Source organism: Pseudonocardia sp. TMWB2A (assembly GCF_017312135.1).
Genome location: NZ_QKQY01000001.1, coordinates 2,371,331 through 2,393,929, shown reverse-complemented (window position 1 = coordinate 2,393,929; position 22,599 = coordinate 2,371,331). Strand labels below are relative to the sequence as shown.

At 60.5% G+C, this 22,599-nt stretch carries 22 protein-coding genes; 15 read left to right on the top strand and 7 right to left on the bottom strand.

Annotated elements, in window-relative coordinates; all coding sequences use genetic code 11:
* Window positions 1–16: 16 nt before the first annotated feature.
* The 6 genes from DMP17_RS11100 (at window position 17) to DMP17_RS11075 (ending at window position 5,835) form a co-directional block, all read left to right on the top strand.
* Window positions 17–1,153 (top strand): ATP phosphoribosyltransferase regulatory subunit, encoded by a 1,137-nt coding sequence (locus DMP17_RS11100; RefSeq protein WP_337829147.1) that lies wholly within the window; start codon window positions 17–19, stop codon window positions 1,151–1,153.
* A gap of 340 nt (window positions 1,154–1,493) precedes the next feature.
* Window positions 1,494–2,783 (top strand): adenylosuccinate synthase, encoded by a 1,290-nt coding sequence (locus DMP17_RS11095; RefSeq protein ID WP_337829146.1) that lies wholly within the window; start codon window positions 1,494–1,496, stop codon window positions 2,781–2,783.
* 108 nt (window positions 2,784–2,891) lie between these two features.
* The gene (locus DMP17_RS11090; RefSeq protein ID WP_337829145.1) at window positions 2,892–3,641 is read left to right on the top strand and encodes a class I SAM-dependent methyltransferase; all 750 of its coding nucleotides are present in this window, start codon (window positions 2,892–2,894) and stop codon (window positions 3,639–3,641) included.
* A gap of 104 nt (window positions 3,642–3,745) precedes the next feature.
* The gene (locus DMP17_RS11085; protein WP_337829144.1) at window positions 3,746–4,279 is read left to right on the top strand and encodes a L,D-transpeptidase family protein; all 534 of its coding nucleotides are present in this window, start codon (window positions 3,746–3,748) and stop codon (window positions 4,277–4,279) included.
* Window positions 4,280–4,495: 216 nt separating this feature from the next.
* A complete protein-coding gene (locus DMP17_RS11080; protein WP_337829143.1) occupies window positions 4,496–5,701 on the top strand; it encodes an MFS transporter in 1,206 nt (401 codons plus the stop codon).
* Window positions 5,698–5,835 carry a hypothetical protein gene (locus DMP17_RS11075; RefSeq protein ID WP_337829142.1) on the top strand — a complete coding sequence of 46 codons (138 nt, stop codon included), beginning with the start codon at window positions 5,698–5,700 and terminating at the stop codon, window positions 5,833–5,835. The genes DMP17_RS11080 and DMP17_RS11075 overlap by 4 nt, the downstream gene beginning before the upstream one ends.
* Window positions 5,836–5,859: 24 nt before the next feature.
* Here DMP17_RS11075 and DMP17_RS11070 read toward each other — a convergent pair whose 3' ends face one another.
* A complete protein-coding gene (locus DMP17_RS11070) occupies window positions 5,860–6,924 on the bottom strand; it encodes a hypothetical protein (RefSeq protein WP_337829141.1) in 1,065 nt (354 codons plus the stop codon).
* On the bottom strand, window positions 6,921–7,346 hold the full coding sequence (locus tag DMP17_RS11065; protein ID WP_337829140.1) for a DUF4383 domain-containing protein: 426 nt from the start codon (window positions 7,344–7,346) through the stop codon (window positions 6,921–6,923). Before DMP17_RS11065 ends, DMP17_RS11070 begins: the two co-directional genes overlap by 4 nt.
* Window positions 7,347–7,472: 126 nt before the next feature.
* Between DMP17_RS11065 and DMP17_RS11060 the strand changes: the two genes are divergently transcribed.
* Genes DMP17_RS11060 through DMP17_RS11045 form a run of 4 tightly spaced genes read left to right on the top strand, consistent with a single transcriptional unit; the run spans window position 7,473 to window position 10,835 of the window.
* On the top strand, window positions 7,473–7,907 hold the full coding sequence (locus tag DMP17_RS11060) for a TIGR01244 family sulfur transferase (RefSeq protein ID WP_337829139.1): 435 nt from the start codon (window positions 7,473–7,475) through the stop codon (window positions 7,905–7,907).
* A gap of 11 nt (window positions 7,908–7,918) precedes the next feature.
* On the top strand, window positions 7,919–8,314 hold the full coding sequence (locus DMP17_RS11055) for a hypothetical protein (protein WP_337829138.1): 396 nt from the start codon (window positions 7,919–7,921) through the stop codon (window positions 8,312–8,314).
* Window positions 8,314–9,312, top strand: coding sequence for a sterol desaturase family protein (locus DMP17_RS11050; RefSeq protein WP_337829137.1), 999 nt, complete (start codon window positions 8,314–8,316; stop codon window positions 9,310–9,312). Before DMP17_RS11055 ends, DMP17_RS11050 begins: the two co-directional genes overlap by 1 nt.
* Entirely contained in the window at window positions 9,246–10,835 is a 1,590-nt protein-coding gene (locus DMP17_RS11045) for a GMC family oxidoreductase (RefSeq protein WP_337829136.1), read from the top strand. The genes DMP17_RS11050 and DMP17_RS11045 overlap by 67 nt, the downstream gene beginning before the upstream one ends.
* A gap of 172 nt (window positions 10,836–11,007) precedes the next feature.
* Here the strand turns inward: DMP17_RS11045 and DMP17_RS11040 are convergent, their stop codons facing one another.
* The 5 genes from DMP17_RS11040 to DMP17_RS11020 form a co-directional block, all read right to left on the bottom strand.
* A complete protein-coding gene (locus DMP17_RS11040; RefSeq protein ID WP_337829135.1) occupies window positions 11,008–12,351 on the bottom strand; it encodes an ammonium transporter in 1,344 nt (447 codons plus the stop codon).
* Window positions 12,352–12,503: 152 nt separating this feature from the next.
* On the bottom strand, window positions 12,504–13,223 hold the full coding sequence (locus tag DMP17_RS11035) for an endonuclease/exonuclease/phosphatase family protein (RefSeq protein WP_337829134.1): 720 nt from the start codon (window positions 13,221–13,223) through the stop codon (window positions 12,504–12,506).
* A 659-nt stretch (window positions 13,224–13,882) separates the two neighbouring features.
* A complete protein-coding gene (locus tag DMP17_RS11030; protein WP_337829133.1) occupies window positions 13,883–14,473 on the bottom strand; it encodes a DUF924 family protein in 591 nt (196 codons plus the stop codon).
* Window positions 14,470–15,855, bottom strand: coding sequence for a metalloprotease TldD (gene tldD, locus DMP17_RS11025; RefSeq protein ID WP_337829132.1), 1,386 nt, complete (start codon window positions 15,853–15,855; stop codon window positions 14,470–14,472). The genes DMP17_RS11030 and tldD overlap by 4 nt, the downstream gene beginning before the upstream one ends.
* A 134-nt stretch (window positions 15,856–15,989) precedes the next feature.
* Entirely contained in the window at window positions 15,990–16,187 is a 198-nt protein-coding gene (locus DMP17_RS11020; RefSeq protein ID WP_337829131.1) for a zinc-finger domain-containing protein, read from the bottom strand.
* A gap of 76 nt (window positions 16,188–16,263) precedes the next feature.
* Here DMP17_RS11020 and DMP17_RS11015 point away from each other — a divergent pair, with 76 nt between their 5' ends.
* The 5 genes from DMP17_RS11015 (at window position 16,264) to DMP17_RS10995 (ending at window position 22,489) form a co-directional block, all read left to right on the top strand.
* Window positions 16,264–17,241: an ABC transporter ATP-binding protein gene (locus DMP17_RS11015; RefSeq protein ID WP_337829130.1), complete on the top strand. Its 978-nt coding sequence runs from the start codon at window positions 16,264–16,266 to the stop codon at window positions 17,239–17,241.
* Window positions 17,238–17,798 (top strand): hypothetical protein, encoded by a 561-nt coding sequence (locus DMP17_RS11010; protein ID WP_337829129.1) that lies wholly within the window; start codon window positions 17,238–17,240, stop codon window positions 17,796–17,798. The genes DMP17_RS11015 and DMP17_RS11010 overlap by 4 nt, the downstream gene beginning before the upstream one ends.
* 111 nt (window positions 17,799–17,909) lie before the next feature.
* The gene (gene nadB / locus DMP17_RS11005; RefSeq protein ID WP_337829128.1) at window positions 17,910–19,526 is read left to right on the top strand and encodes an L-aspartate oxidase; all 1,617 of its coding nucleotides are present in this window, start codon (window positions 17,910–17,912) and stop codon (window positions 19,524–19,526) included.
* 119 nt (window positions 19,527–19,645) lie between these two features.
* Complete coding sequence (locus tag DMP17_RS11000) at window positions 19,646–20,860, top strand: dipeptidase (protein ID WP_337829127.1); 1,215 nt, start codon at window positions 19,646–19,648, stop codon at window positions 20,858–20,860.
* Between the two features lie 237 nt (window positions 20,861–21,097).
* Complete coding sequence (locus DMP17_RS10995) at window positions 21,098–22,489, top strand: serine hydrolase (protein ID WP_337829126.1); 1,392 nt, start codon at window positions 21,098–21,100, stop codon at window positions 22,487–22,489.
* Window positions 22,490–22,599 lie beyond the last annotated feature (110 nt).

The following is a 22,599-nucleotide window of genomic DNA, read 5'->3' as shown; positions in this document are numbered from 1 at the left end:
AAGAAAGGCGTCGTCGATGACGCGCAATGCATCACCATTGCTTCCCGAAGGGTTACGCGACCGGCTTCCGCCAGAGGCCGAGGCCGCCAGTCGCGTGACCCGCGCGCTTCTGGATGCGCTCAAAGGACATGGCTATGAGCGCGTCGCGCCGCCGCTTGCCGAATTTCGCGAAACGCTCGACGATGGCGCGGCGGATGCGGGCAAGGGGCGCGATCTGCTGCGCTTCACCGATCCTGTATCGCAGCGCACGCTCGCGATTCGCCCCGATATAACGACGCAGGTCGGGCGCATCGCGACCAGCCGCATGGCCCATGCCGCACGGCCTTTGCGGCTCAGCTATGCGGGGCAGGTCGTCAAACTGAAGGCGGGCCAGCTTCGCCCCGAACGCGAAATGCTGCAAATCGGGGCCGAGCTTATCGGCACCGATAGTGTCGCTGCCGCGCGCGAGATTGTGCGGGTAGCCTTGTCGGCGCTCGTATCGGCGGGCGTCACCGGCATCAGCATTGATTTCACCTTGCCCGATCTGGTGGAGACATTGGCCGAATCGGCGCTTCCGCTTGTGCATGAAGATGTGGCGAGGATACGCGACGAACTCGACGCCAAGGATGCGGGCGCGTTGAGTGCGGCGGGCGGCGATGCCTACCTCCCGCTGATTGCGGCCGCGGGGCCGTTTGCGCAAGCCATAGAACGGCTGCGCGACATTGACGGCGGGGCTGCGCTCACCAGCCGGATTGACGCGCTCGAAGCAATAGCCGGCGACCTTGGCGATGATGTGCAATTGACGCTCGACCCGACCGAACGGCACGGCTTTGAATATCAAAGCTGGTTCGGCTTTTCGCTGTTTGTCGAAGGGTATCGCGGCACCATCGGGCGCGGCGGCAGCTATCTGGTTACGCATCAGGACGGGCGGCAGGAGCCCGCCATCGGCTTTTCGCTCTACCCCGACCCGCTGATCGACGAAGGGCTGGGGCAGGACGATAGCGACAAGCGCCGCTTATTCTTACCTTTACCTTTGGGCCACCATGCCGGTCTCGCCGCCGATTATCGCGCGCAAGGCTGGGTGACGATAGCCGCCCTGTCCGACAGCGACGACGCGCACGCATTGGGCTGCACCCACCAATTAGGGCCGAACGGGCCGGAGCTTTTGGGGTAGGCCTCGCGCTTCCCCCACGTCTCATACTACCCCCACCCGTCATTGCGAGCGATAGCGAAGCAATCCAGAGTCGCGTAGCCCAACACTGGATTGCTTCGTCGCTACACTCCTCGCAATGACGGATACGGAATACTGACGGATAAGGAATTGCGCACAGCGCGCCCTTATCCTCCTTCGCGCCCTTATCCTCCTTCGCGCTCTTATCCCCCTTCGCGCCTTCGCGTCTTCGCGTGACCCTTAATTCTCCCCAAAAATCGCGCACCGCCCTTGCCTCTTACCCGAATTGCTTTAAGGGGCGGGGACGTCCCTCAGACACATTAGAAAAAGGACGTTTTCAAACATGGCGAATGTGGCAGTAATCGGCGCGCAATGGGGCGACGAAGGCAAAGGCAAGATCGTCGATTGGCTCGCCGAGCGCGCCGATGTCGTGGTCCGCTTTCAAGGCGGGCATAATGCCGGTCACACGCTCGTCATCGGCGACAAGGTTTACAAGCTTTCGCTGCTCCCCTCCGGTATCGTGCGCGGCACGCCGAGTGTCATCGGCAATGGTGTTGTCCTCGACCCTTGGGCGCTCAAGGCCGAGGTCGAAAAGCTGCAAGCCCAAGGCGTCACCATCACGCCCGACACGCTCCATATCGCCGAAAATTGCCCGCTCATCCTGCCGTTCCACCGCGACCTTGATGGCCTGCGCGAACAGGCCGCAGGGTCGGGCAAGATCGGCACGACGGGGCGCGGCATTGGCCCGGCTTATGAAGATAAGGTCGGCCGCCGCGCGATCCGCGTATGCGATCTGGCGCATCTCGACAGTCTGGAGCCGCAACTTGACCGCCTCTGCGCGCACCATGATGCGTTGCGCGCCGGTTTTGGCGAGCCGCCGATCGACCGCGCGCGCCTGCTCGATGATTTGCGTGAAATTGCGAGCTTCGTTCTGCCCTTTGCCAAGCCGGTGTGGATCATGCTCAATGAAGCGCGCAAGGCAGGCAAGCGCATCCTGTTTGAAGGCGCGCAAGGCACGTTGCTCGACATTGACCACGGCACCTATCCGTTCGTGACCTCCTCGAACACGATTGCGGGGACAGCCGCAGGCGGTTCGGGCCTTGGCCCTTCGGCGGTCGGTTTTGTGCTCGGCATCACCAAGGCGTATACGACGCGCGTGGGGTCGGGGCCGTTCCCGACCGAACTCGACGATGATACCGGACAGCGGCTCGGCGAGCGCGGCCATGAATTCGGCACGGTCACAGGGCGCAAGCGCCGCTGCGGCTGGTTCGACGCCGTGCTGGTGCGCCAATCGGTCGCGGTGTCGGGCGTCACCGGCATTGCGCTCACCAAGATTGACGTGCTGGACGGGTTCGACACGGTCAAAATCTGCACCGGCTATAAGCTCGGCGACCAGACGCTCGATTATTTCCCCGCCCATGCCGCCGATCAGGCTGGCGTTGAGCCGATTTACGAAGAAATCCAAGGCTGGCACGAAACCACCGCAGGCGCACGCAGTTGGGCCGATTTGCCCGCGCAAGCGATCAAATATGTGCGCCGCATCGAAGAGCTGATCGGCTGTCCGGTCACGCTTGTCTCCACCAGCCCTGAACGGCAGGACACGATTTTGGTGCGGGATCCTTTTGCCGATTGAAAATTGGCAGGCAATTAGAACGCAATAATATCGCGGCTCAGCTTTTTATCTGCCGGGCGGGCGGATTATTTCATCAAAATGCAACATCGCCCTTTTCAAGGAAGGGCGATGACAACACGCGATCTTACTGGCCTGCTCGCCCGCAATGAACCGGACGCCTATGCTGAACGTTCTTTCCAGGATCGGCTTTACGTTACATTATATGGCGCTATCGGCTGGCCGTGGCTTTTGAAAAGCCTTTATGGCGGGACCAAGGCGGAGAAAGCCCGGCTCCTTGTTCGGCTCGGCCTGCCGGATGACGCCCTCCCGCATCTTGGAAGCTGGAAAGCGGACACATGGCTGCTCCACCAGATAGTGGATCATATAGCCACGAACCGTCCTGCCCATATTGTCGAACTGGGGTGCGGCGCGACCAGTCTGGTGATTGCGCGTGCGCTGGACTTGCATGGCGACGGGATGCTGCACAGCTATGACCAACATCGCGATTTTGTCGATATAACGCGTGGATGGTTGGCCGATTATGGTCTTCACGCACAAATGCATCATGCGCCACTGGTTTCCGCGCCAGACGGATGGCCTGCTTGCTGGTACGATCTTTCAAAGCTTCCCGCGAGTATTGACATGCTCATCATTGATGGGCCTTCATGGAGCATCCATCCCTTTGTGCGCGGTGCTGCCGAAATTCTTTTCCCCCGCCTGTCTCCCGGTGCACTTATCCTGCTCGATGATGCCCTGCGCCCGGGGGAGCGTGCAATTGCGCGCCGTTGGAAAAAGACGTGGCCCGATATAGAGTTCAGACTCGATAAGCGCGGCACCAAAGGGACGTTGATAGGAATTAAGAGCAGGGATCGGAATTAAGAGCGGGGATCGGAATTAAGAGCGGGGATCGGAATTAAGAGCAGGGGTGGCAATTAGAGGCTGCGGGACTGGACAAGGCGCACGCGATGCCTAAGCTCTGACAGATGCGGTCTATTTTCCACAGATTTTCAATCGCTTTATGCTTGATTGCGCCTCTTACGGCCTGCGGACTCGCAGATGCCCATGTCATCCCCCCACCCACACCAACCAAAGCCATTGCAAAGGGCGATTTCATCTTGGTCGATAAATCGGATCGCGTGCTGATCGTGATGAAGGGCCGGACCGAAGTGGCACGCTTCACCGACATCAAATTTGGCGATGCGCCGGTCGGGCATAAACAGTTTGAAGGCGATGAAAAAACGCCTGAAGGCCGCTACATTATCGACGCGCGCAATCCGGGGAGCCGCTATCATCTCTCGCTCCACATCAATTACCCCAACACCGCCGACCGCGCCTTTGCTGCGCATCAGGGCAAGTCACCGGGCGGCGAAATTTTCATCCACGGCCAACCGAATGGCAGCCCGGTAAAACGCTTGCCGCATGACTGGACCGACGGTTGCATTGCCTTGAGCAATACGGAGATAAGAAAGCTGTGGGGGATGATTGCGGACGGGACGGAGATTGTGATCAGGCCGTAATCTCCCCTCCCTTCAGGGAGGGGTTGGGGGAGGGGCTGTCAAAGCATCCAAACAGGTCAGCTAAAACCAGAGCCCTCCCCGACTACGACTAAGAATTTTCTGCTTCGCTTCAAATTCCTAAGTCTCCGTTGCCCCTCCCGCAAGCGGGAGGGGAGAAATGCGACACCCGCCTTATTACCCAAGACAACCCCTTCATTTCGGCCTAAACCCCCCGCCATGAAACGTCCCTGGATTGTCATTGCCTGCGCTGCGATTATCGTCACCCTTGCGATGGGGGTGCGGCAGGGGTTTGGCTTGTTCCTGCCGCAAATGAGCGCCGCGCTCGACATTAGCCGCGCGAGTTTCGGGCTGGCGCTGGCGATCCAGAATTTGCTGTTCGGCCTCGTCCAGCCGTTCGTCGGGGCCGCCGCCGACAAGCATGGCGCAGGGCGCGTGGTCGCGGTCGGCACCGTGGTTTATGCGGCGGGGTTAGCGGGAGCGGCGCTCGCGACCAATGCGCTGGGCCTCCATATCAGCCTCGGCGCGCTGGTCGGCATGGCCTTGTCGGCGACAACTTTTGTGGTGGTGCTTGGCGCGGTCGGGCGCGTGGTTCCGCCTGAAAAGCGCAGCCTCGCCTTCGGGATTGTCACCGCGGGCGGCTCGCTCGGCCAGTTTCTGGTCGTGCCGGTCGCGCAAAAATTGCTCGCCGCTTTCGGCTATGTCGAAGCCCTCTATCTCCTCGCCGCGCTGGTTACGCTATGCCTGCCGCTGGCGCTGGGCGTTGCCGGAAAGCCTGCCGCGCATGATGCCGCTACGCACGGCCCCGCCCAATCGCTCCCTGAAGCCCTGCGCGAAGCCAGCGCCCATCGCGGCTATTGGCTCTTGAATATCGGCTTTTTCGTGTGCGGTTTCCATGTCGCCTTCATCGCGACCCACTTCCCCGCCTATCTCGACGATAAGGGGTTGGGCCTCAGCATCGGCGCGTCGGCGCTCGCGCTTATTGGCCTGTTCAATATTTTCGGCAGCTATATATTCGGCGTCAGCGGCGATACGCGCAGCAAGAAGCATTTGCTCTCCTTCATCTATGGCGGGCGGGCGGTGGTGATTGCGCTATTCCTGCTGCTCCCGCTCACCAAAATGAGCGCGCTCGCCTTTGCCGCTGCAATGGGCTTTTTGTGGCTCGGCACCGTGCCCTTGACGAGCGGATTGGTCGGGCAGATGTTCGGCATCCGATACCTTTCCACCCTTTATGGCATCGTGTTTTTGAGCCATCAGCTGGGCAGCTTCTTCGGCGCATGGGCCGCAGGCTTTATGTTCGACCTTTACGGCAATTATGACAGCGCATGGATCGCCTCGATCGCGCTGGGTGTGTTGGGGATGATCGTCAACATACCGATTAACGACAGACCGGTCGCGCGTTTGCAACAGGCGGGCGCACGATGAGCTTTCTGCGCCGCAATGCCGTGCATTTCGTGATGGGCGCGATCTTCATCGTGGCGGGCGTGGTCGGGCTTTATTTGTGGGATGAAGAGGCGCTCCCCATCTGGCTGAGCGGCGCGATCGCTTATTGCTTTTGAAGCGGAGCCGACCAGAAGCGGCGTTTAATAATCATAGGCATGTTCGAATTCGCCGCCTTCGGCCTTGACCGAGCGGATGGTGGAGAGGAGGTCGGGGACCGCGACGATAAGGCCAACGCGCTTCCATCCCGGACGGTCACCGAGCGGCATGGAGAGCAGGCTGCCTTCCAGCGGGCGCGCTTCCTGCCGCTGGAGGATGGTGAGGAAGATGCGGTCATTGCCGGCTATTTCCTGCAAGGTGACAGGCCGCGTCGCGAGCGTTTCGAGCATAGTGCTGAATATTTCATAGCGCGGCGCTTCGACGACCACATCCTTGCCCGCATGGCCGACCACCCGCGCCGGTGCCACTATCGCGGCAGCATCGTCCGGGGCCGATGCAATATAGCGCAAGGTCAGCTTGTCGCGGCCAAGCGTTGCCCCGCTCGCAGCGCCGATCAGCTTGGCATAGCCTGCCTTCACGCCATATTCGGCGGAGAGGGCAACCTGCCGTTCCAGATGGCGCACGCCATGCCCTTCGCTTCCCAGCGTCCATAATTTATCGAACGCGACGCCGAACGGGTAACGATACCAGGGCGTCTGGTGCATGAATGCGCCATAATTTTGCTGGATGCGCGCGGCGTAACGATCGTCGGGGCTATGCCATCCGCCCAGCCATTCGGCGAGACTGCCTATCGTATTTTCCCAAAAGGATTTGACCAGCATTTCGGCGGTAAAGCTCAACCCTATTGTATAGGTCATGACCTTGGCATCGCCCGCCGCGCTGTCTTGCCCGACCGCACGGTTGACCGCGCAATAGCTGGACCAAAAGCCTTTAATGTCGTCACCATAGCGATAGACGCTGGGCGGTTTGCCCGCCATCAAATGCCGCCCCAGACTGTCGGCGGAATAGACGATATGCCATTCGGGATAGGTGAGGAGCGTGCGCGCAAACGGGCGATGTTCGCCCGCCGGAAGGCGCGAGGCGGCATTGCTCCCCGCGATACTGCCACGCCCCGGCCGGCAGCCGGTTTCGATATAGAGAATCGGCGCCAGCACAAAGGCCGCAAGCCCGACGCCCAGCGCGATTAGAATTTTACCGCGCTTCCTCACGCAGCAGCAGCGGCAGGCCGCGCCGCCAATTTATAGCCGACCCAGATCGCTATTCCGCCAATCAGCAGATGCGGCAAATTGGCAAAAATGCGCGTCATCAAAGGGAGGTCGAGCGGGCCATAAAGGAAGATGCCGCCATCAAGATAGCCGCTCCCCGTGAACAGCCCCAATACGCCATCGGCAAAATAAAGCGGCCCGAACAAGCGGAAATAGAGGCGCGCGGCACCATAAGACAGCCACGCCGCAACCCCCGCCCAGATGCCCGATGCGAGATGCAGCGAATCATCATAAAGGTCGAGCTTGAACAGGCCGAACAAATTGCCGTCCGAATCATGGAAAGCGGGCACATAGCCAATCGCGACCACAAGGATGAACCCCAGAAAATATAAAAATCCGAACCGCCTTACCTTGTCCGTCATCATGCGCGCTCTCCTTCCCGCACCTTTAGTGTTTGATATTAACCGCGCATTGGCAAAGTGCAATCATCGCGCCCTCCCGCGTCCAAGCTGCGTTGACGTTTACAAGAATAACTGACATCACTGTCAGCCATGTTGCACAAGCTTGATCCGAATTTTTCCGCGGCTCCGCAAATTGCGCTCGACGATGTTGCGCGCGCGCGTGAGGCGGGCATCGGCTTCATCGTCAATAATCGCCCCGACGGGGAGGATCCGTCCGCGCCGCAAAGCGCCGATATTGAAGCGCGCGCCAAGGCCGAAGGGCTGGGCTATGCTTATATTCCGGTTACGCCGGGCGGCTTTACCCATGCGCAGGTCGATGCGCTGGAGGCGATATTGGCCGAACAGGCGGACAGGAATGTGCCGGTGCTGGGCTATTGCCGGTCGGGCACGCGATCGACCTTTTTATGGGCGCTCACCCGCGCGCGGATGGGCGATGATGTGGACAATATTGTCGCAAAAGCCGCGCAAAGCGGCTATGATGTAACGCCCATACGCGCGATGATGGACGCGCTCGCAAACGGATAGACGGCAGGCGCATGAACGAGCTTCTCATTTTTGCGGGGTCGCTCGTGGCCATAATATTTGTGAGCTGGCTGGTACGCCGGATCGGGCTGGGGCGCGACGCGCGGGTGACCAGCAAGGAACAGGCGATTGCGATTGCCGATAGCGTCATTTGCGGCTTTAACGGCACCGAAGCGGCACTCGACCGCGCAGGCTATGGCGCATTGGTGCGCAACGCAGCAGGACAGCAAATGCTGATCCGCGCGCATGGCAATTTCTTTGTCGGGCGGCTCATCGACACCAGTTTTTCCGGGCGGCTTTCGCAGACCAGCCTGACCCTTGAGTCCACCGACCGCCGTTTCGGGGCGACGACATTGGATCTGGGGAAAGACGCCCAAAACTGGACCGCCCGGCTTCGCGAGGTGTTATGATGATCGACAGCTCCGCCCTTCCCAATCCGACCACTTATGCGATCCCCGCCTTCATCCTCCTCATCCTCGTCGAGATGCTGGTCGCGCGGGTGAAGGACCGCAGCCGGTTCGAAGCGCGCGATACGCTGACCTCGCTGGGGCTGGGGTTGGGCAGCACGGTTGCGGGTTTGCTCACCGCGGGTGTGATTATCGGCATGGCGCAATGGGCCTATCAATATCGCCTGTTCGACATCGGCTTTGTGTGGTGGGCTTGGCCGCTGTGCTTTTTGCTCGATGACCTTGCTTATTATGCGTTCCACCGCAGCGCGCACCGGGTGCGCTGGTTCTGGGCGGCGCACGTCATCCACCATTCAAGCCAGCATTATAATCTTACGACCGCGCTCCGGCAGACATGGACCGGCTTTATCAGCTTCACCTTCCTGTTCCGCCTGCCGTTATTTTTCATCGGCTTTCCGGTCGAGATGGTGTTGTTCGTCGGCGGGCTTAACCTCATCTATCAATTCTGGATCCATACCGAAGCGATTGGCCGGATGCCGCGCTGGTTCGAAGCGGTGATGAACACGCCGTCGCACCACCGCGTCCACCACGCCACTAACCCGCAATATCTGGATTCCAACTATGCGGGCGTGTTCATCATCTGGGACCGGATGTTCGGCACTTTTGTGCCCGAAAGCGACGATGAAAAAATCCATTATGGCATCGTCAAAAATCTGGGCAGCTTCAACATAATATGGGCCGCATTCCATGAATGGGTCGGGATTGCCAAAGATGTGTGGCACGCGCCCACGCTTGGCGCGAAATGGAATTATATGGTGAAGCCGCCGGGCTGGAGCCACGACAATAGCCGCGACACCAGCGAGACCATAAAGGCCCGCTGGCGCGAACTACAGACCGCACATCAACAGGCGGCAAAAGGGGAGAATGCAGAAACATGGACAGTTATGACATCATCGTCATCGGAGGAGGTTCCGCCGGGAGCGCCGTCGCCGGTCGTTTAAGCGAGGATCCGGCGCTTTCGGTGTGCCTCATAGAAAGCGGCGGGAGCAACGATAACTGGCTTATCAAAACACCCGGGATGCTTGCCAAAGTCCCCGAAGCTTCGAATTACCGTTATGATACGGTGCCGCAAAAGCATCTGGATGGCCGCATCGGCTATCAACCGCGCGGGCGTGGCCTTGGCGGATCGAGCGCGATCAATGCGATGCTTTATGTGCGCGGCAATGCGTGGGATTATGACAATTGGGCGGCGCTTGGCTGTGACGGCTGGGCGTGGGACGATGTCCTCCCTTATTTCAAACGCGCCGAACATAATGAGCGCGGCGGCGATGCGCTCCACGGCAGCGGCGGCCCGCTCAACGTCATGGACCAGCATTATGCCAACCCCGCCTCGACCGCTTTTGTCGAAGCGGCGGCACGGCTGCAACTGCGCCGCAACGATGATTTTAACGGCGCCGAGCAAGACGGGTTCGGTCTTTATCAGGTCACGCAAAAGGGCGGCGAACGTTGGTCGGCGGCGCGCGCTTATATTGATCCGGCGCGCGGGCGCAAAAACCTCCATATCCGTACCGATACGCTGGTGCATCGCCTGCTGGTCGAAGACGGCCGCGCCACCGGTGTGATGGTCGAACGCGGCGGAAAACAGGAAGTCTTGCGCGCCGCCCGCGCGGTCATCCTGTCTGCCGGAGCCTTTGGCAGCCCGCAAATTCTCCAGCTTTCCGGCCTTGGCCCCGCGCAGCATTTGCAGGACATGGGCATAAATGTCCTTGCCGACCGCCCCGCCATCGGCAGCGACCTCCAGGACCATTGCGACTATGTGCTGGGCTATGAAACAGACAGCCGCGACCTGATCGGGCAAAGCCTGCCGGGGCTGGTGTCGATTATCGGTTCGGTACTGCGCCACCGGCTCAACCGCACCGGCATGATGACCACGCCTTATGCCGAAAGCGGCGGCTTCTGGCGCGTGCGTCCCGATGCCCCCGCGCCCGATGTGCAATATCATTTTGTCCCGGTGGTGCTGGAAGATCATGGCCGGACCGTGGTGAAATCCCATGGCTTTTCGGTGCATAGCTGTGTGCTGCGGCCCGAAAGCCGCGGCACGGTGCGGCTGGCGGGCAAGAATGCGGCGATGGCACCGGCTATCGACCCCAATTTCCTGTCTGACGAGCGCGACATGGCGTTGATGCGCGATGCGGTGCGCTTGTGCAAACGCATTTGCGAGAGCGCCCCGCTTGCCGATTATCAGGGGCGCGACCGTCATCCGATCGACTATAATAATGACGCCGAGCTGGACGCGATGATCCGCGCGCGCGCCGACACCATCTACCATCCGGTCGGCACCTGCCGCATGGGTAATGATGCGGATGCGGTGGTCGACCCGCATTTGCGCTTGAACGGGGTGAAGGGGCTTTATGTCGCAGACGCTTCAGTGATGCCGCGCCTCGTGTCGGGCAATACCAATGCGCCCAGCATCATGATCGGCGAACGCTGCGCCGATTTTGTAAAGGCGGATTTGCGGGGGTAACCGGCCGCCGCTTTATCCGGCAGTCGGTCAATCTACAAATCTATATATCCTGTAAAAATTGGCCGGGGTTTTGCTGCCCCGGCCCAGGTGGTTCGCAGGAGGAACCTCGGGGTGGCGGCGGTCTTCTGGTCGAGACCGCCGCCAGAGTTTCATGAAGAGGTCAGCGCCTCCCTCAATAATTATAGGCACGTTCGCCATGCTCGGCGAGGTCAAGACCTTCGCGCTCGGCGTCGGGACTGACGCGCAAACCTGTCACCAGCTTGGCTCCATAGATGGCAATCAGCGTGCCGATGCTCGCCCAGATAATCGTGGTCAAAGTCGCCAATGCCTGCACGCCAAGTTGCGCGGCGATACCGGTTGATCCGTCGCCGGGGCCTCCGAACATCGGGGCATAGACAATGGCGGTGCCGAGCGCGCCGACAATGCCGCCAACGCCGTGAATGCCGAACGCATCAAGCGCATCGTCAAAGCCGAGCTTGGGCTTTAATTTGCTCACCACAAAGAAACAGACAAGCGAGGCGATGCCGCCGAGCATAATCGCGCCCAATGGCCCGCTATTGCCCGCCGCCGGCGTGACCGCGACAAGCCCTGCAATAATCCCCGAACAAAAACCGAGCGCCGAACCTTTATGGCCGACCACCCGCTCGACTGCCATCCACACAAGGCCGCCTGCCGCGGTCGCAACGAAGGTGTTAATCATCGCCAGCCCCGCCGAGCCATTGGCTTCGAGCGCGGAGCCTGCGTTAAAGCCGAACCAGCCTACCCACAGCAGGCCCGTGCCGACCGCCGTCATCGTCAGCGAGTGCGGGGCGAGCGCCTCTTTCTGGTAACCGATGCGCTTGCCGAGCACGAGGCAGGCGACCAGCGCCGACACGCCCGCATTGATATGCACCACCGTGCCACCCGCAAAATCGAGCGCACCCATTTCAAAGAATAAGCCGCCCGATGCCCACACCATATGCGCGATGGGGAAATAGACGATGGTGAGCCAGATCGCGACGAATATCAGGACAGCGGCAAATTTCATGCGCTCGACCACCGATCCCAGCACCAGCGCGGCGGTGATCGCGGCGAAGGTCATCTGGAAGCTCACAAACACATATTCGGGGATCGCGACGCCTTCGGTGAAGGTTGCGGCGGTCGTATCGGGCGTGACGCCTGCAAGAAACGCCTTGCCCAGCCCCGCGACAAAAGGCTTGAGGCCGTCCGGCGCATCCGGTCCGAACGCCATGCTATAACCATAAGCGACCCAGATGAGCATTGCGAGCGCGGCGCTCACACCAATCTGCGTCATCACCGACAGCATATTTTTGGCGCGCACCAACCCGCCATAAAAAAGCGCAAGGCCGGGGAGGATCATCAGCAACACCAATAGGGTGGCCGTCATCATCCACGCGGTATCGCCTTTGTTGACCGTCTCGGCCACCGGCGCTGCGGCGCTCTGGGCGAAAGCGGCGCTGCTTGCGCCAAGGGCCGCAACCCCGCTCCCTATCCGCGCAAAGGTCATTCGCTTCATTCTTGTCCCCTTTTCTCTGCGTCTGTTCACCTATGATGCAGTGCAACATGCGTGCCAGCAGCGTGGGGGCGCGGAAAAAAGCGATGAAAATTACAAGAAGCGGATGCCCGGCGATCAAAAGCTGTGCAAGTGCGGCGCGTCCTGCCTAATTTTTAGGCAGGAGCGGCAGGAGTAGCCGCGGGCAACATGATTTCCGCCCAGATCGGCAGATGGTCGGATGCGCGCGCGGCAGTGATGCTGTGATGCACGCCATATTCCCCCACTTCAATGTCGGTAGAGAGGATGATGCGGTCCAGCTCGCCCACCGGGCGACGGCTGTGGAAGCTGCGCCCCGTGCGCAAGACGCGGTGATCGACCCCGAAATCCTTAAGGCAGCCACGATTGGTCCATTCGTTGAGGTCACCCATCATGATGGTCGGCATCGGGCGACCGGTCGCGGCGAGATGGTTGAGCAGGGCTTTGACCTGACGCCGCCGCCACAGGCCGGACAGGTCAAGATGCATCCCCACCACGCGCACCGGCGTGCCGTTGATCGACAATTCCGCCAGCACCGCCCCGCGCGGTTCGAGCGTCGGCAGATAGACCGGTTCGCAATGGTCGACGACCACCTCTTTTTTGACAAGGATGGCATTGCCGTGCCAGCCGATACTGTCCGGACGCATATCAAGCGCAACCGCCTTATACGGACTATAGTCTTCGAGCATCCCCACCGGAATCGCCGCCGCCCGCCCGCCAAAACGGCGGTCGGCTTCCTGCAAGGCTATCACATCGGCATCCAGCTCGCGCAGCACCTCCAGCGTGCGTTCCGGACTGCGCTTGCGGTCGAGGCCGATGGCCTTGCGGATATTATAGCTGGCAACTTTGATGGTCATGGAAGGCGATGGGATATCTTATGCTTTTGCAGTTCACCATGATTAAAACGGTTTGGCGGGGATTAGTTTCCCCTGCGCTTGCGGTGCGCGGGAGTGCGGGCGGGATTTTTTGAAACTCACGCGAAGACGCGAAGGCGCGAAGATTTGGGGGGTGCGGATTTTTTCACGCAGAGACGCAGAGATTAGGGAGGCGCAGAGGGGATGTGTTGACCGGCACGGTCCTGCCTTGCGCCCGACGCAATATTGGTCCGCATAATATTATATTATTCGCACGGAGGCGCGGGGGCGCGGAGATTTTGAGAGATGGGGGGAGCTTGGTGGCGTACAGTGAAAGATGTTGGATGCAGTAAAGAGAGAGGGGGGGTGGAAGGAAAGAGAGGCTCCCCCTCCCCCGTTCGCCCTGAGTAGCCTCCGTCAGGAGGCGTATCGAAGGGTGCTTGGAATAGATATTACGGATGGGGTGTTGGGCGTAAAAAGATGCTTCGATACGGCTCTTGCGAGCCTACTCAGCACGAACGGAATTTTTCAATTCCAGCACCTCTACGCCTCTGCGTGAACCAAAAAATCTCCGCGCCTCAGCGCCTCCGCGCGAATCTGCTTAAAAACCTCCCCCGTCACCGCAAGAATCCGGAAATCTCCGCACACACCGCGCAAAGCCTCTACCAATTCTCCCCTTGCGCAATCGCGTCTGCTTCGCCGTCGCGGTCGGTGCGGCCGAGCGCCTGGTTGCGGTGGGGGAAGCGGCCGAAGCGGTCGATCATGTCATAATGGGCTTGCGCATATTGGCCATAATCGGGGTTGATGCTGTTCATGAGGCGCAGCGAAGCGCGCTGGTCGTCCATATCCTCGCTATGTTCAAACGGCATATAGAGGAAGGCACGGGCGTCATCACTTAACCCTTCATCAAAGCCCTTATCCACCGCCCCGCGCGCGATTTGCACCGCCAATTGGTCGGTCGCAAAGGCTTCGGCCTGCTTGCGGTAAAGATTGCGCGGGATCTGGTCGAACAGGATGATTGCGGCGCGCGCGGTATCGGGGTCGGTCAGAAAGTGGCTGGCGGGGAGGCTACGCAAAGCCTCGCGCCACGGCGCAAACGGCTCGCATTTGGCATCGAAGGCGGGGCCGCCGCCGAACCAGTCACTTTGTCCATGCCCGTCAAACCAGAAGGCCAATATCTGGCGCGCCCAATCGGCGGGCACGCTGTCGGGGGAGATAAAGCCATCCTCCGGCTGTTCGTCATCATAGCTCATGCGGCGGTGCCTCCGACGGTCAAGCCTTCGAGCAGCAAGGTCGGCTGGCCGACGCCTGCGGGGACGGATTGCCCGCCCTTGCCACAAATGCCGATGCCTTCATCGAGCGCCATATCATTGCCGATGCCCTTGACCTTGGTGAGCGCGGTCGGGCCATCGCCGATAAGCGTTGCGCCCTTGATCGGCGCGCCCAGCTTGCCATTTTCAATCGCATAGGCTTCGGTGCAGGAGAAAACGAATTTGCCCGACACAATATCGACCTGCCCGCCGCCAAAGCTCACCGCATAAATGCCTTTTTTGACGCGGCTCATCAGTTCGGCGGGATCGTCCTGCCCCCCGCGCATGAACGTGTTGGTCATGCGCGGCATCGGCGCATGGGCGTAATTTTCGCGGCGGCCATTGCCGGTCGCGGGCACGCCCATCAACCGCGCGTTTAGCCGGTCCTGCATATACATTTTGAGGATACCGTCTTCGATCAGGATATTTTCCTGCGTCGGCGTGCCTTCATCGTCAATCGACAGCGAGCCGCGCCGGTCCATGATCGAGCCATCATCGACCACGGTGACGCCGGGGGCCGCTACCCGCTCGCCGATACGCCCCGAAAAGGCCGAAGTGCCCTTGCGGTTGAAATCGCCTTCAAGGCCATGACCGACCGCTTCATGAAGCAACACGCCGGGCCAGCCGGGGCCGACTAGCACAGTCATTTCGCCCGCAGGCGCATCGACCGATTCCAGATTGACGAGCGCCTGGGCAAGTGCCTTGTCGACCGCGCGCTCGGCGGTCGCATCTTCGAACAATGTGCCATAAAGATAGCGCCCGCCAATGCCGAATGACCCGCTTTCGCGGCGGCCATTTTGTTCGACCACAATCGCGACATTCAAGCGCACCATCGGGCGGATGTCGGTGGCAAGAAAGCCATCGGCGCGGACGATTTCGACCACGCTCCACGATCCGGCCAGCACGGCGGAGACTTGGCTCACGCGCGGGTCTTTGGCGCGGGCGAGCGCGTCGATCTTCTGGCACAAGGCAACCTTGTCGGCGAACGGCACCAACTCCAGCGGATTGCCGTCGGTATAAAGATGGCGGTTGGTATATTGCGGGGCGGGCGAAGGCGTGGCGTTTGCCGGATCGAGCAGCGCCAGCGTATCCGCAGCGCGGCGGATCGCGGCCTCCGAAATTTCATTGGCATGGGCAAAGCCGGTCATCTCGCCGGTCACGCCGCGCAGGCCAAAGCCGCCATTGGTCGAATAATCCGCAGCTTTCAAGCGCCCGTCATCGAACACGAAACTTTCGTTGGCGGTATATTGGAGATAAAGTTCACCATCATCGGTGCGGCGAAGCGCCTCTGCCGTCAGCCGCTTGGCGGCATCGGGGTCCAACATGCCGGGACGATAGAGAAAATGGCGCGGGTCAGTCGAAATTATATCGGTCATAAAAGCCGATATAGGTAGGCGCGCAAGATGTGGCTAGAGTTAGTTAGCGGCTTTCCGCCCTTAACAAACAGGGAGGATTAACCTCAGCCCAGATCGGCGGGGCCGCCTTGCAGCACGAAGCGGCGGTCGCAATAGCCACATTCGACATAGCCTTTTTCGTCGATTTCCAACCACACGCGCGGATGGCCGAGCGTGTCTCCGCCCGGAATATCGGTTGCGCCGTCGCAGGACACGCGGGCTTTGGTCACACGAAGGGTTTCAGGAGGCTGGATCTGGGTCATAAACGCGCCTTTAGCAAAGCGATTTTGCGCCCGCAATCCTCTATCACTCGACATAGTTTAAGGCTATCAGAAGCCCATGAGCCTTTACCAACCCGATCCCAGCGCCCCCAGCCGCATCCTTCCCGATCTTGGCAATGCTATCGAGATTGATAATCTCGGCAAAACCTATGCAGGTGGCAAGCGCGCATTGGATGGCGTGAGTTTCAACGTCCCGCGCGGGCAGATTTTCGGTCTGCTCGGCCCCAATGGCGCGGGCAAATCGACGCTCATCAATATATTGGCGGGGCTTGTGAACCGCACCAGCGGCACCGCGCGCATCTGGGGCTTCGACATTGGCGACCAGCCCCGCAATGCCAAGGCGTCGATCGGCATTGTGCCGCAGGAAATCTTGTTCGACCCCTTTTTCACCCCGTTTGAAACGCTGGAGATACAGGCCGGGCTTTATGGCGTCCCCAAGGATGAGCGCATCAGCATGGACTTGCTGCGTGCGGTCCATCTGGAGGATAAGGCCAATGCCTATGCGCGCACGCTTTCGGGCGGCATGAAGCGGCGCTTGCTGGTCGCCAAAGCAATGGTCCATTCGCCGCCGATCATCGTGCTCGATGAACCGACCGCGGGGGTCGATATCGAGCTTCGCCAACAGCTTTGGGACTATGTGCGCCAGCTTAACAAGGAAGGCGTGACGGTGGTGCTGACGACGCACTATCTCGAAGAAGCCGAAGAATTATGTGACCGCATCGCGATCATCAATCATGGTCGCCTCATCACCGACAAGCCGACCCGCGAGCTTGTGAATATGGCGCGCGAGAAAGTGATCGAGGTCACGCTCGACAATGATGTCACCGCGCTCCCCGCCCACGCCGCCTTTGAAAAAATCGAACAACAGGGCGAGCGCACGCTGGTCATCACCTATAATAAAGACAAGGCCAGCGCGGGCGAGGTATTGGCCGCGATCCAGCAGCAACCGGGCGTTTCCATCGTCGATGTCTCGACCCGCGAGGCCGATTTGGAAGATGTGTTCCTGAACCTCACCCGCGAGGCGGTCGCGGCGTGAAAGTGTGGCTCGCCTTGCTATTGGCCGGGGTGAGCGGGGCGGCGGGCGCGTCAACGCCACCGGAAGAGCGGGTCTATATCATCCCGACCCCGGTTGAAACCACGCCCGATGTAGAACGCTATATCAGCTTTGCCGCACCGCACCGATGCGGCACGTCTGCGGCTTTTGAGGCATTGCTCTGGGCGATGTTGCCGACCGACGGGACGCAGATGATCGAACCGCCGGTCCCCGACCTTCCCATGTCCTTTGCCAAGGTCGCGCCGTCGCTAAAGCTTACACGCACCGAAGGCGGCCTGCGTCAAGCGACGCTCGAGATGAACCATAAGTGGCACGGGCTGCGCTTGAAACAGATTGCGCGCTGGATGGGCAATAATCTGGATGCCGAAGGTTTCACGCTGGAATTCGCCAATAGCGAAGCGGATGTGCGCGCGGTATTGAACCGCATCGGCTTTGCCTTGCCCGATGAAGGCGGCAAGCAATTGGGGCAAGAATTGCCGCTCTATATCCGTTTGATCCCTCTCGCGGGCGGACGGACTATACTGTCCTGCGGGACATAAGCGCGGGATATTAACGCCCCTATCACTCCCCGGATTTTGCCGTTATCACGCCTATGACAAAGATGTGACTATGATCGCATGGTCATAGGATAAGGACAGGATTGCGGGCGCGTGAGCGACACTATTTCAAACCATGATGTGCTGATTATCGGTTCGGGGGCAGCGGGACTGACGGCGGCGATTACGCTCGCCAAGACGCATAAGGTGTTGGTCATGGCCAAGGGCGCGCTCGATTCCGGCGCGACCGGATGGGCGCAAGGCGGCATTGCGGCGGTGCTGGAGCCGGGCGACACGTTTGAATCGCATATCAATGATACGATGATTGCGGGCGCAGGCCTCAATGACCGCGAAACCGTGGAGTTTGTTGTCGAAAATGCGCCCGCCGCTATCGAGCGGCTGGCCGCGCTCGGCGTGCCGTTCAATGAAGGCCATGATGATTTCGGCGACCGCTGGCATTTGACGCGTGAAGGCGGGCATAGCCACCGCCGCATCGTCCATGTCGATGACGCGACCGGCTGGGCGGTGCAAAAGGCTTTGGAAAAAGCCGCCGATGCCAACCCCAATATCACGCTTATGCCGGACATGGTCGCCATCGACCTCATCACCGGCAAGCATCAGGTCGATTATTCGGGCGAGGGCCGTGTGTGGGGCGTTTATGCGTTCAACACCAAGACCAAGCGCGTCGAAGCCTTCACCGCGCGCGCGACAATTTTGGCAACCGGCGGGGCTGGCCGTGCCTATCTGTTTTCGACCGCCCCGCGCGGAGCGACCGGCGACGGCATCGCAATGGCGTGGCGCGCAGGCTGCCGCGTCTCCAACATGGAAATGATGCAGTTCCACCCGACCTGCCTGTATAATCTGGAGGTCAAAAACTTCCTGATTACCGAAGCGGTGCGCGGCGAGGGCGGGCATCTCGTGCTACCGCCGGGCGTCCCGGGCGCGGGCGAACGCTTCATGGCGCGCTTTGACCCCGAACGGATGGAGCTGGCCCCGCGCGATGTGGTGGCGCGCGCGATTGACCATGAGTTGAAACGGCTTGGGCTGGACTTTGTCCATCTCGACATCAGCCATCAGGATCCGGAATTTGTAAAGCACCACTTCCCGAACATCTATAACCGGCTCCTGCCGCTTGGCATCGACATCACCAAAGACCCGATTCCGGTGGTCCCCGCACAGCATTATACGTGCGGCGGGGTCAAAATCGACCTTCATGGCCGCACCGATTTGCCGGGGCTTTATGCAGCGGGTGAGGTCAGCGAAAGCGGCCTCCACGGCGCAAACCGCTTGGCGTCGAACAGCCTGCTCGAATGTTTCGTGTTCGGGGAAGCGGCGGCACAGGATATTGCCAGCCAATGGGACAGCCTCCCCGCCCCGCCGCCCATTTTGGGCTGGGACGAAAGCCGCGTCACCGACAGCGACGAAGAGGTGATCGTCCAGCATAACTGGAAAGAAATCCGCCGCTTCATGTGGGACTATGTCGGCATTGTGCGCACCAATAAAAGGCTGGAGCGCGCGATGCACCGCATCAATTTGCTGTCGAGCGAGGTGGACGAATATTACGGCAATTTCCGCGTCACGCCCGATTTGATCGAGTTGCGCAACTTGCTCGAAGTCGCGCGGCTGATTGTGCGCTCGGCGTTGAAACGCAAGGAAAGCCGGGGGTTGCATTATACCACCGACTATCCCGACACCCTGCCGGTGCCGCAGGATACGGTGTTGATCCCGTGAATCTCCGCTTTGCATATAATCCGTTAGTGCTGAGCGTGTCGAAGCACGGGGTGGCATACTGACAACCGCCCTTCGACAGGCTCAGGGCTAGCGGGTAGAAATCAAGGAAACAGTCGACGATGCGCCAATATCTCCTCCTCCCCCTCCTTCTCCTCACCACCCCCGCGCTCGCGCAGCAATCGCCGGAGAAGGTTGCCGCTGACGTCCTTGCGAAAACGCCCGTTATCGACGGGCATAACGACCTCGCCGAACAGGTGCGTGATTTATACGGCAATGACTGGTCGAAGATTGACCTACGCGGCCTTTCCCCCGACGCGCTCGCCAAGGTGCATAGCGATATTCCGAGCATCCGGGCAGGCAAACTTGGCGGGCAATTCTGGTCGGTTTATGTCGATGCGAAACTCCCGCCCTTGGAAGGCATGAAGGCCGTGCTTGAACAGATTGACGGCATCGACCAGATGGCCGCGCGCTATCCCGATACGTTCAAGCTCGTTACTAACACACGCGATTTTGAAGCGGCGATGAAGGCGGGCAAGGTCGCCTCGATGAAGGGCATGGAAGGCGGCGGCGCGATTGCCAATTCGCCCGCCGTGTTGCGCCAATTTTATAATCTCGGCGTGCGCTATATGACGCTCACCCACAACAGCACGATTGATTGGGCGGATAGTTGTTGCGACGCGCCCAAGAGCGATGGCCTGTCCCCGCAAGGCGTCGCGCTCATCAAGGAAATGAACCGCATCGGCATGATTGTCGATCTGTCGCACACCTCCGAAGCGACGATGAACGACGCGCTCGACGCGACCGCCGCGCCGGTGCTGTTCACCCACAGCAATGCCAAGGCCATCGACCAGCATCCGCGCAATGTCTCCGACGCGGTGCTGGCGCGCATGAAACAGAATGGCGGGGTCGTGATGGTGACCTTTGTGCCGGGCTTTCTGTCCCAAGCCGTGCGCGATTTCGACATTAAACAGGAAGGCGCGGAGGCTGAACTCAAGATGCGCTACACCGGCGATCCGGCAGGCGCGAAGGCTGCCATAGACCAATGGCGCAACGCAAACCCGCGCCCGAGAGCGAGCATCAAGGATGTGGCCGACATGATCGACCATATCGTCAGGCAAGCTGGCATCGACCATGTCGGCATCGGCGGCGATTTTGGCGGCGTGTCGATCCTGCCCGACGGATTGGGCAATGTGTCCACCTATCCGGCTCTGTTCACCGAACTGGCGCGGCGCGGCTATAGCAAGACGGATTTGGCCAAGATTGCGCAAGGCAATGTGCTGAGGGTGATGCGCGCAAATGAAGCGGTCGCGGCCAAGTTGCAGGGCGGGAAGTAAAGAGGGTTTTGCGGGGCTGCGGGGGGAGCGTGCCTTCTCCCTTCCCGCTTGCGGGACGGGTTGGGGGAGGGTTTGTCTTTCAACCGCAGCGTAAATTTCTGCCCGCCCCCCGACGCAACATTATAACAACCCGTCCCCCGCCAGACTCGGCTCGTCGCAAAGCTTTTGGCGCACCCTGTCATTGCCATGACGCGCCGTTAAGGATTTGCTCACATCGCAATTCTTAACTGTCGGGGCATGATGGTGACTTTCACGCGTTCGCCGATGGCCATGTCCGGGGCCGTCTGCCTGTTTCTTTCCGCCTGTGTGGCGCCTTCGACCACGCCGCCTGCGGCCTATGCGCGCGCGCTGGAAGCCAAGCAGGGGCAGGGCGATATTCTGCCCTATTTTATCCGCAATGGGGAAGCCGCAGCGCCTGCCCCGAAGCCCGTGCCTGCGCCGCAACCCCGCCCCGCACAATATCAGGCGAGCGCGCCCTATAATCCGCCGCCCGCAGCAAACCCCGCGCCGCAGCGGCCCGTGGCCTATCCGCCCGTCTATCCGCCGGTAAACCAGCCCCAGCCGCACCCCGCCCCCCAACCGCTTCCGCAACCCCAGCCGCTCCCGCAACCGCCAGTCTATAGCCCGCCGCCGCCGCCTGCGCCGGTTTATGCGCCGCGCCCCTACACGCCGACACCCGGTGGCAAGGTCGGCTACAGTAATCCCGCGCCGCAATTGAAGCCGCAGCTTTTCGAGCTATGGAAAAACTTCCCCGGCAAGACCGGCATTGCGGTGCGGCGCATTGATGGCGACTGGTCGCTGTCCGAACGCGGCAACGAATTGTTCCCGCAACAAAGCGTGTCGAAATTCTGGGTCGCGATGACCATTTTCGACAAGATCGATAAAGGTCAGGTGAGCCTCGACGATGATGTGAAAATCGGCATGGAGGACCTGACTTTGTTCCACCAGCCGATCCGCGCGCGGGTGCTGCGTGAAGGGACGATCCGCGTCAAGGTGCGCGATCTCCTCGAAATGTCGCTGACCAAGAGCGATTGCACCGCCAATGATTCGCTGCTGCGCCATGCCGGTGGCCCGCAAGCGGTGCGCGCATTCCTGCGCGCCAAGGGCATCAGCAATGTCCGCTTCAGCGAAGGCGAACGGCATATGCAAAGCACGATTGCGGGGCTGACATGGCATCAAAGCTATTCGCTCGGCAATAATTTCGAAGTCGCGCGCTCGAAGGTGCCGGGCGAAACCCGCCAGCGCCTGCTTAACAATTATGTGCAAGACCCGATTGACGGCGCATCGCCCGAAGCGATTGCGCAGGCGCTGGCGCGGTTGGCGCGCGGCGAATTGCTGTCGCAAAATTCGACCGAGCGGATGCTTGCCATCATGTCGCGCACCACCAGCGGCCCGATGCGGTTGAAAGCGGGCCTGCCCTCCGGCTGGCGCTTCCTCCACAAAACCGGCACCGGCCAAGTCTATGGCTCGATGCAGACCGGCTATAATGATGTCGGCATCGCCACTGCGCCCGACGGCACCCGCTATGCGGTGGTGGTGATGATGGGCTCCACCTTCTCCCCTATCCCCGAACGGATGCGCATGATGCAGGGCGTCAGCCGCGCGGTCGCCAATGCGCATGTGAAATAGGGGCGTCCACCCCCGCAATCATAAAATTAGCACTTGCGGCGCATCCGCCATTGCGGCTTTGCTGGCCGTATGAGTATCGCCCTGCCCTGTCCCGCTTGTGAACGCGTGCG

What these genes read in the sequence shown, in the direction of transcription:
- DMP17_RS11035 (WP_337829134.1), bottom strand. Translation starts at nt 13,223, where the DNA reads ATGACCATCAAAGTTGCCAGCTATAATATCCGCAAGGCCATCGGCCTC.
- DMP17_RS11100 (WP_337829147.1), top strand. Translation starts at nt 17, where the DNA reads ATGACGCGCAATGCATCACCATTGCTTCCCGAAGGGTTACGCGACCGG.
- DMP17_RS11085 (WP_337829144.1), top strand. Translation starts at nt 3,746, where the DNA reads ATGCGGTCTATTTTCCACAGATTTTCAATCGCTTTATGCTTGATTGCG.
- DMP17_RS11040 (WP_337829135.1), bottom strand. Translation starts at nt 12,351, where the DNA reads ATGAAGCGAATGACCTTTGCGCGGATAGGGAGCGGGGTTGCGGCCCTT.
- DMP17_RS10995 (WP_337829126.1), top strand. Translation starts at nt 21,098, where the DNA reads ATGATGGTGACTTTCACGCGTTCGCCGATGGCCATGTCCGGGGCCGTC.
- tldD (WP_337829132.1), bottom strand. Translation starts at nt 15,855, where the DNA reads ATGTTGGACCCCGATGCCGCCAAGCGGCTGACGGCAGAGGCGCTTCGC.
- DMP17_RS11075 (WP_337829142.1), top strand. Translation starts at nt 5,698, where the DNA reads ATGAGCTTTCTGCGCCGCAATGCCGTGCATTTCGTGATGGGCGCGATC.
- DMP17_RS11065 (WP_337829140.1), bottom strand. Translation starts at nt 7,346, where the DNA reads ATGATGACGGACAAGGTAAGGCGGTTCGGATTTTTATATTTTCTGGGG.
- DMP17_RS11050 (WP_337829137.1), top strand. Translation starts at nt 8,314, where the DNA reads ATGATCGACAGCTCCGCCCTTCCCAATCCGACCACTTATGCGATCCCC.
- DMP17_RS11060 (WP_337829139.1), top strand. Translation starts at nt 7,473, where the DNA reads ATGTTGCACAAGCTTGATCCGAATTTTTCCGCGGCTCCGCAAATTGCG.
- DMP17_RS11095 (WP_337829146.1), top strand. Translation starts at nt 1,494, where the DNA reads ATGGCGAATGTGGCAGTAATCGGCGCGCAATGGGGCGACGAAGGCAAA.
- DMP17_RS11045 (WP_337829136.1), top strand. Translation starts at nt 9,246, where the DNA reads ATGGACAGTTATGACATCATCGTCATCGGAGGAGGTTCCGCCGGGAGC.
- DMP17_RS11015 (WP_337829130.1), top strand. Translation starts at nt 16,264, where the DNA reads ATGAGCCTTTACCAACCCGATCCCAGCGCCCCCAGCCGCATCCTTCCC.
- DMP17_RS11055 (WP_337829138.1), top strand. Translation starts at nt 7,919, where the DNA reads ATGAACGAGCTTCTCATTTTTGCGGGGTCGCTCGTGGCCATAATATTT.
- DMP17_RS11080 (WP_337829143.1), top strand. Translation starts at nt 4,496, where the DNA reads ATGAAACGTCCCTGGATTGTCATTGCCTGCGCTGCGATTATCGTCACC.
- DMP17_RS11020 (WP_337829131.1), bottom strand. Translation starts at nt 16,187, where the DNA reads ATGACCCAGATCCAGCCTCCTGAAACCCTTCGTGTGACCAAAGCCCGC.
- DMP17_RS11030 (WP_337829133.1), bottom strand. Translation starts at nt 14,473, where the DNA reads ATGAGCTATGATGACGAACAGCCGGAGGATGGCTTTATCTCCCCCGAC.
- DMP17_RS11000 (WP_337829127.1), top strand. Translation starts at nt 19,646, where the DNA reads ATGCGCCAATATCTCCTCCTCCCCCTCCTTCTCCTCACCACCCCCGCG.
- DMP17_RS11090 (WP_337829145.1), top strand. Translation starts at nt 2,892, where the DNA reads ATGACAACACGCGATCTTACTGGCCTGCTCGCCCGCAATGAACCGGAC.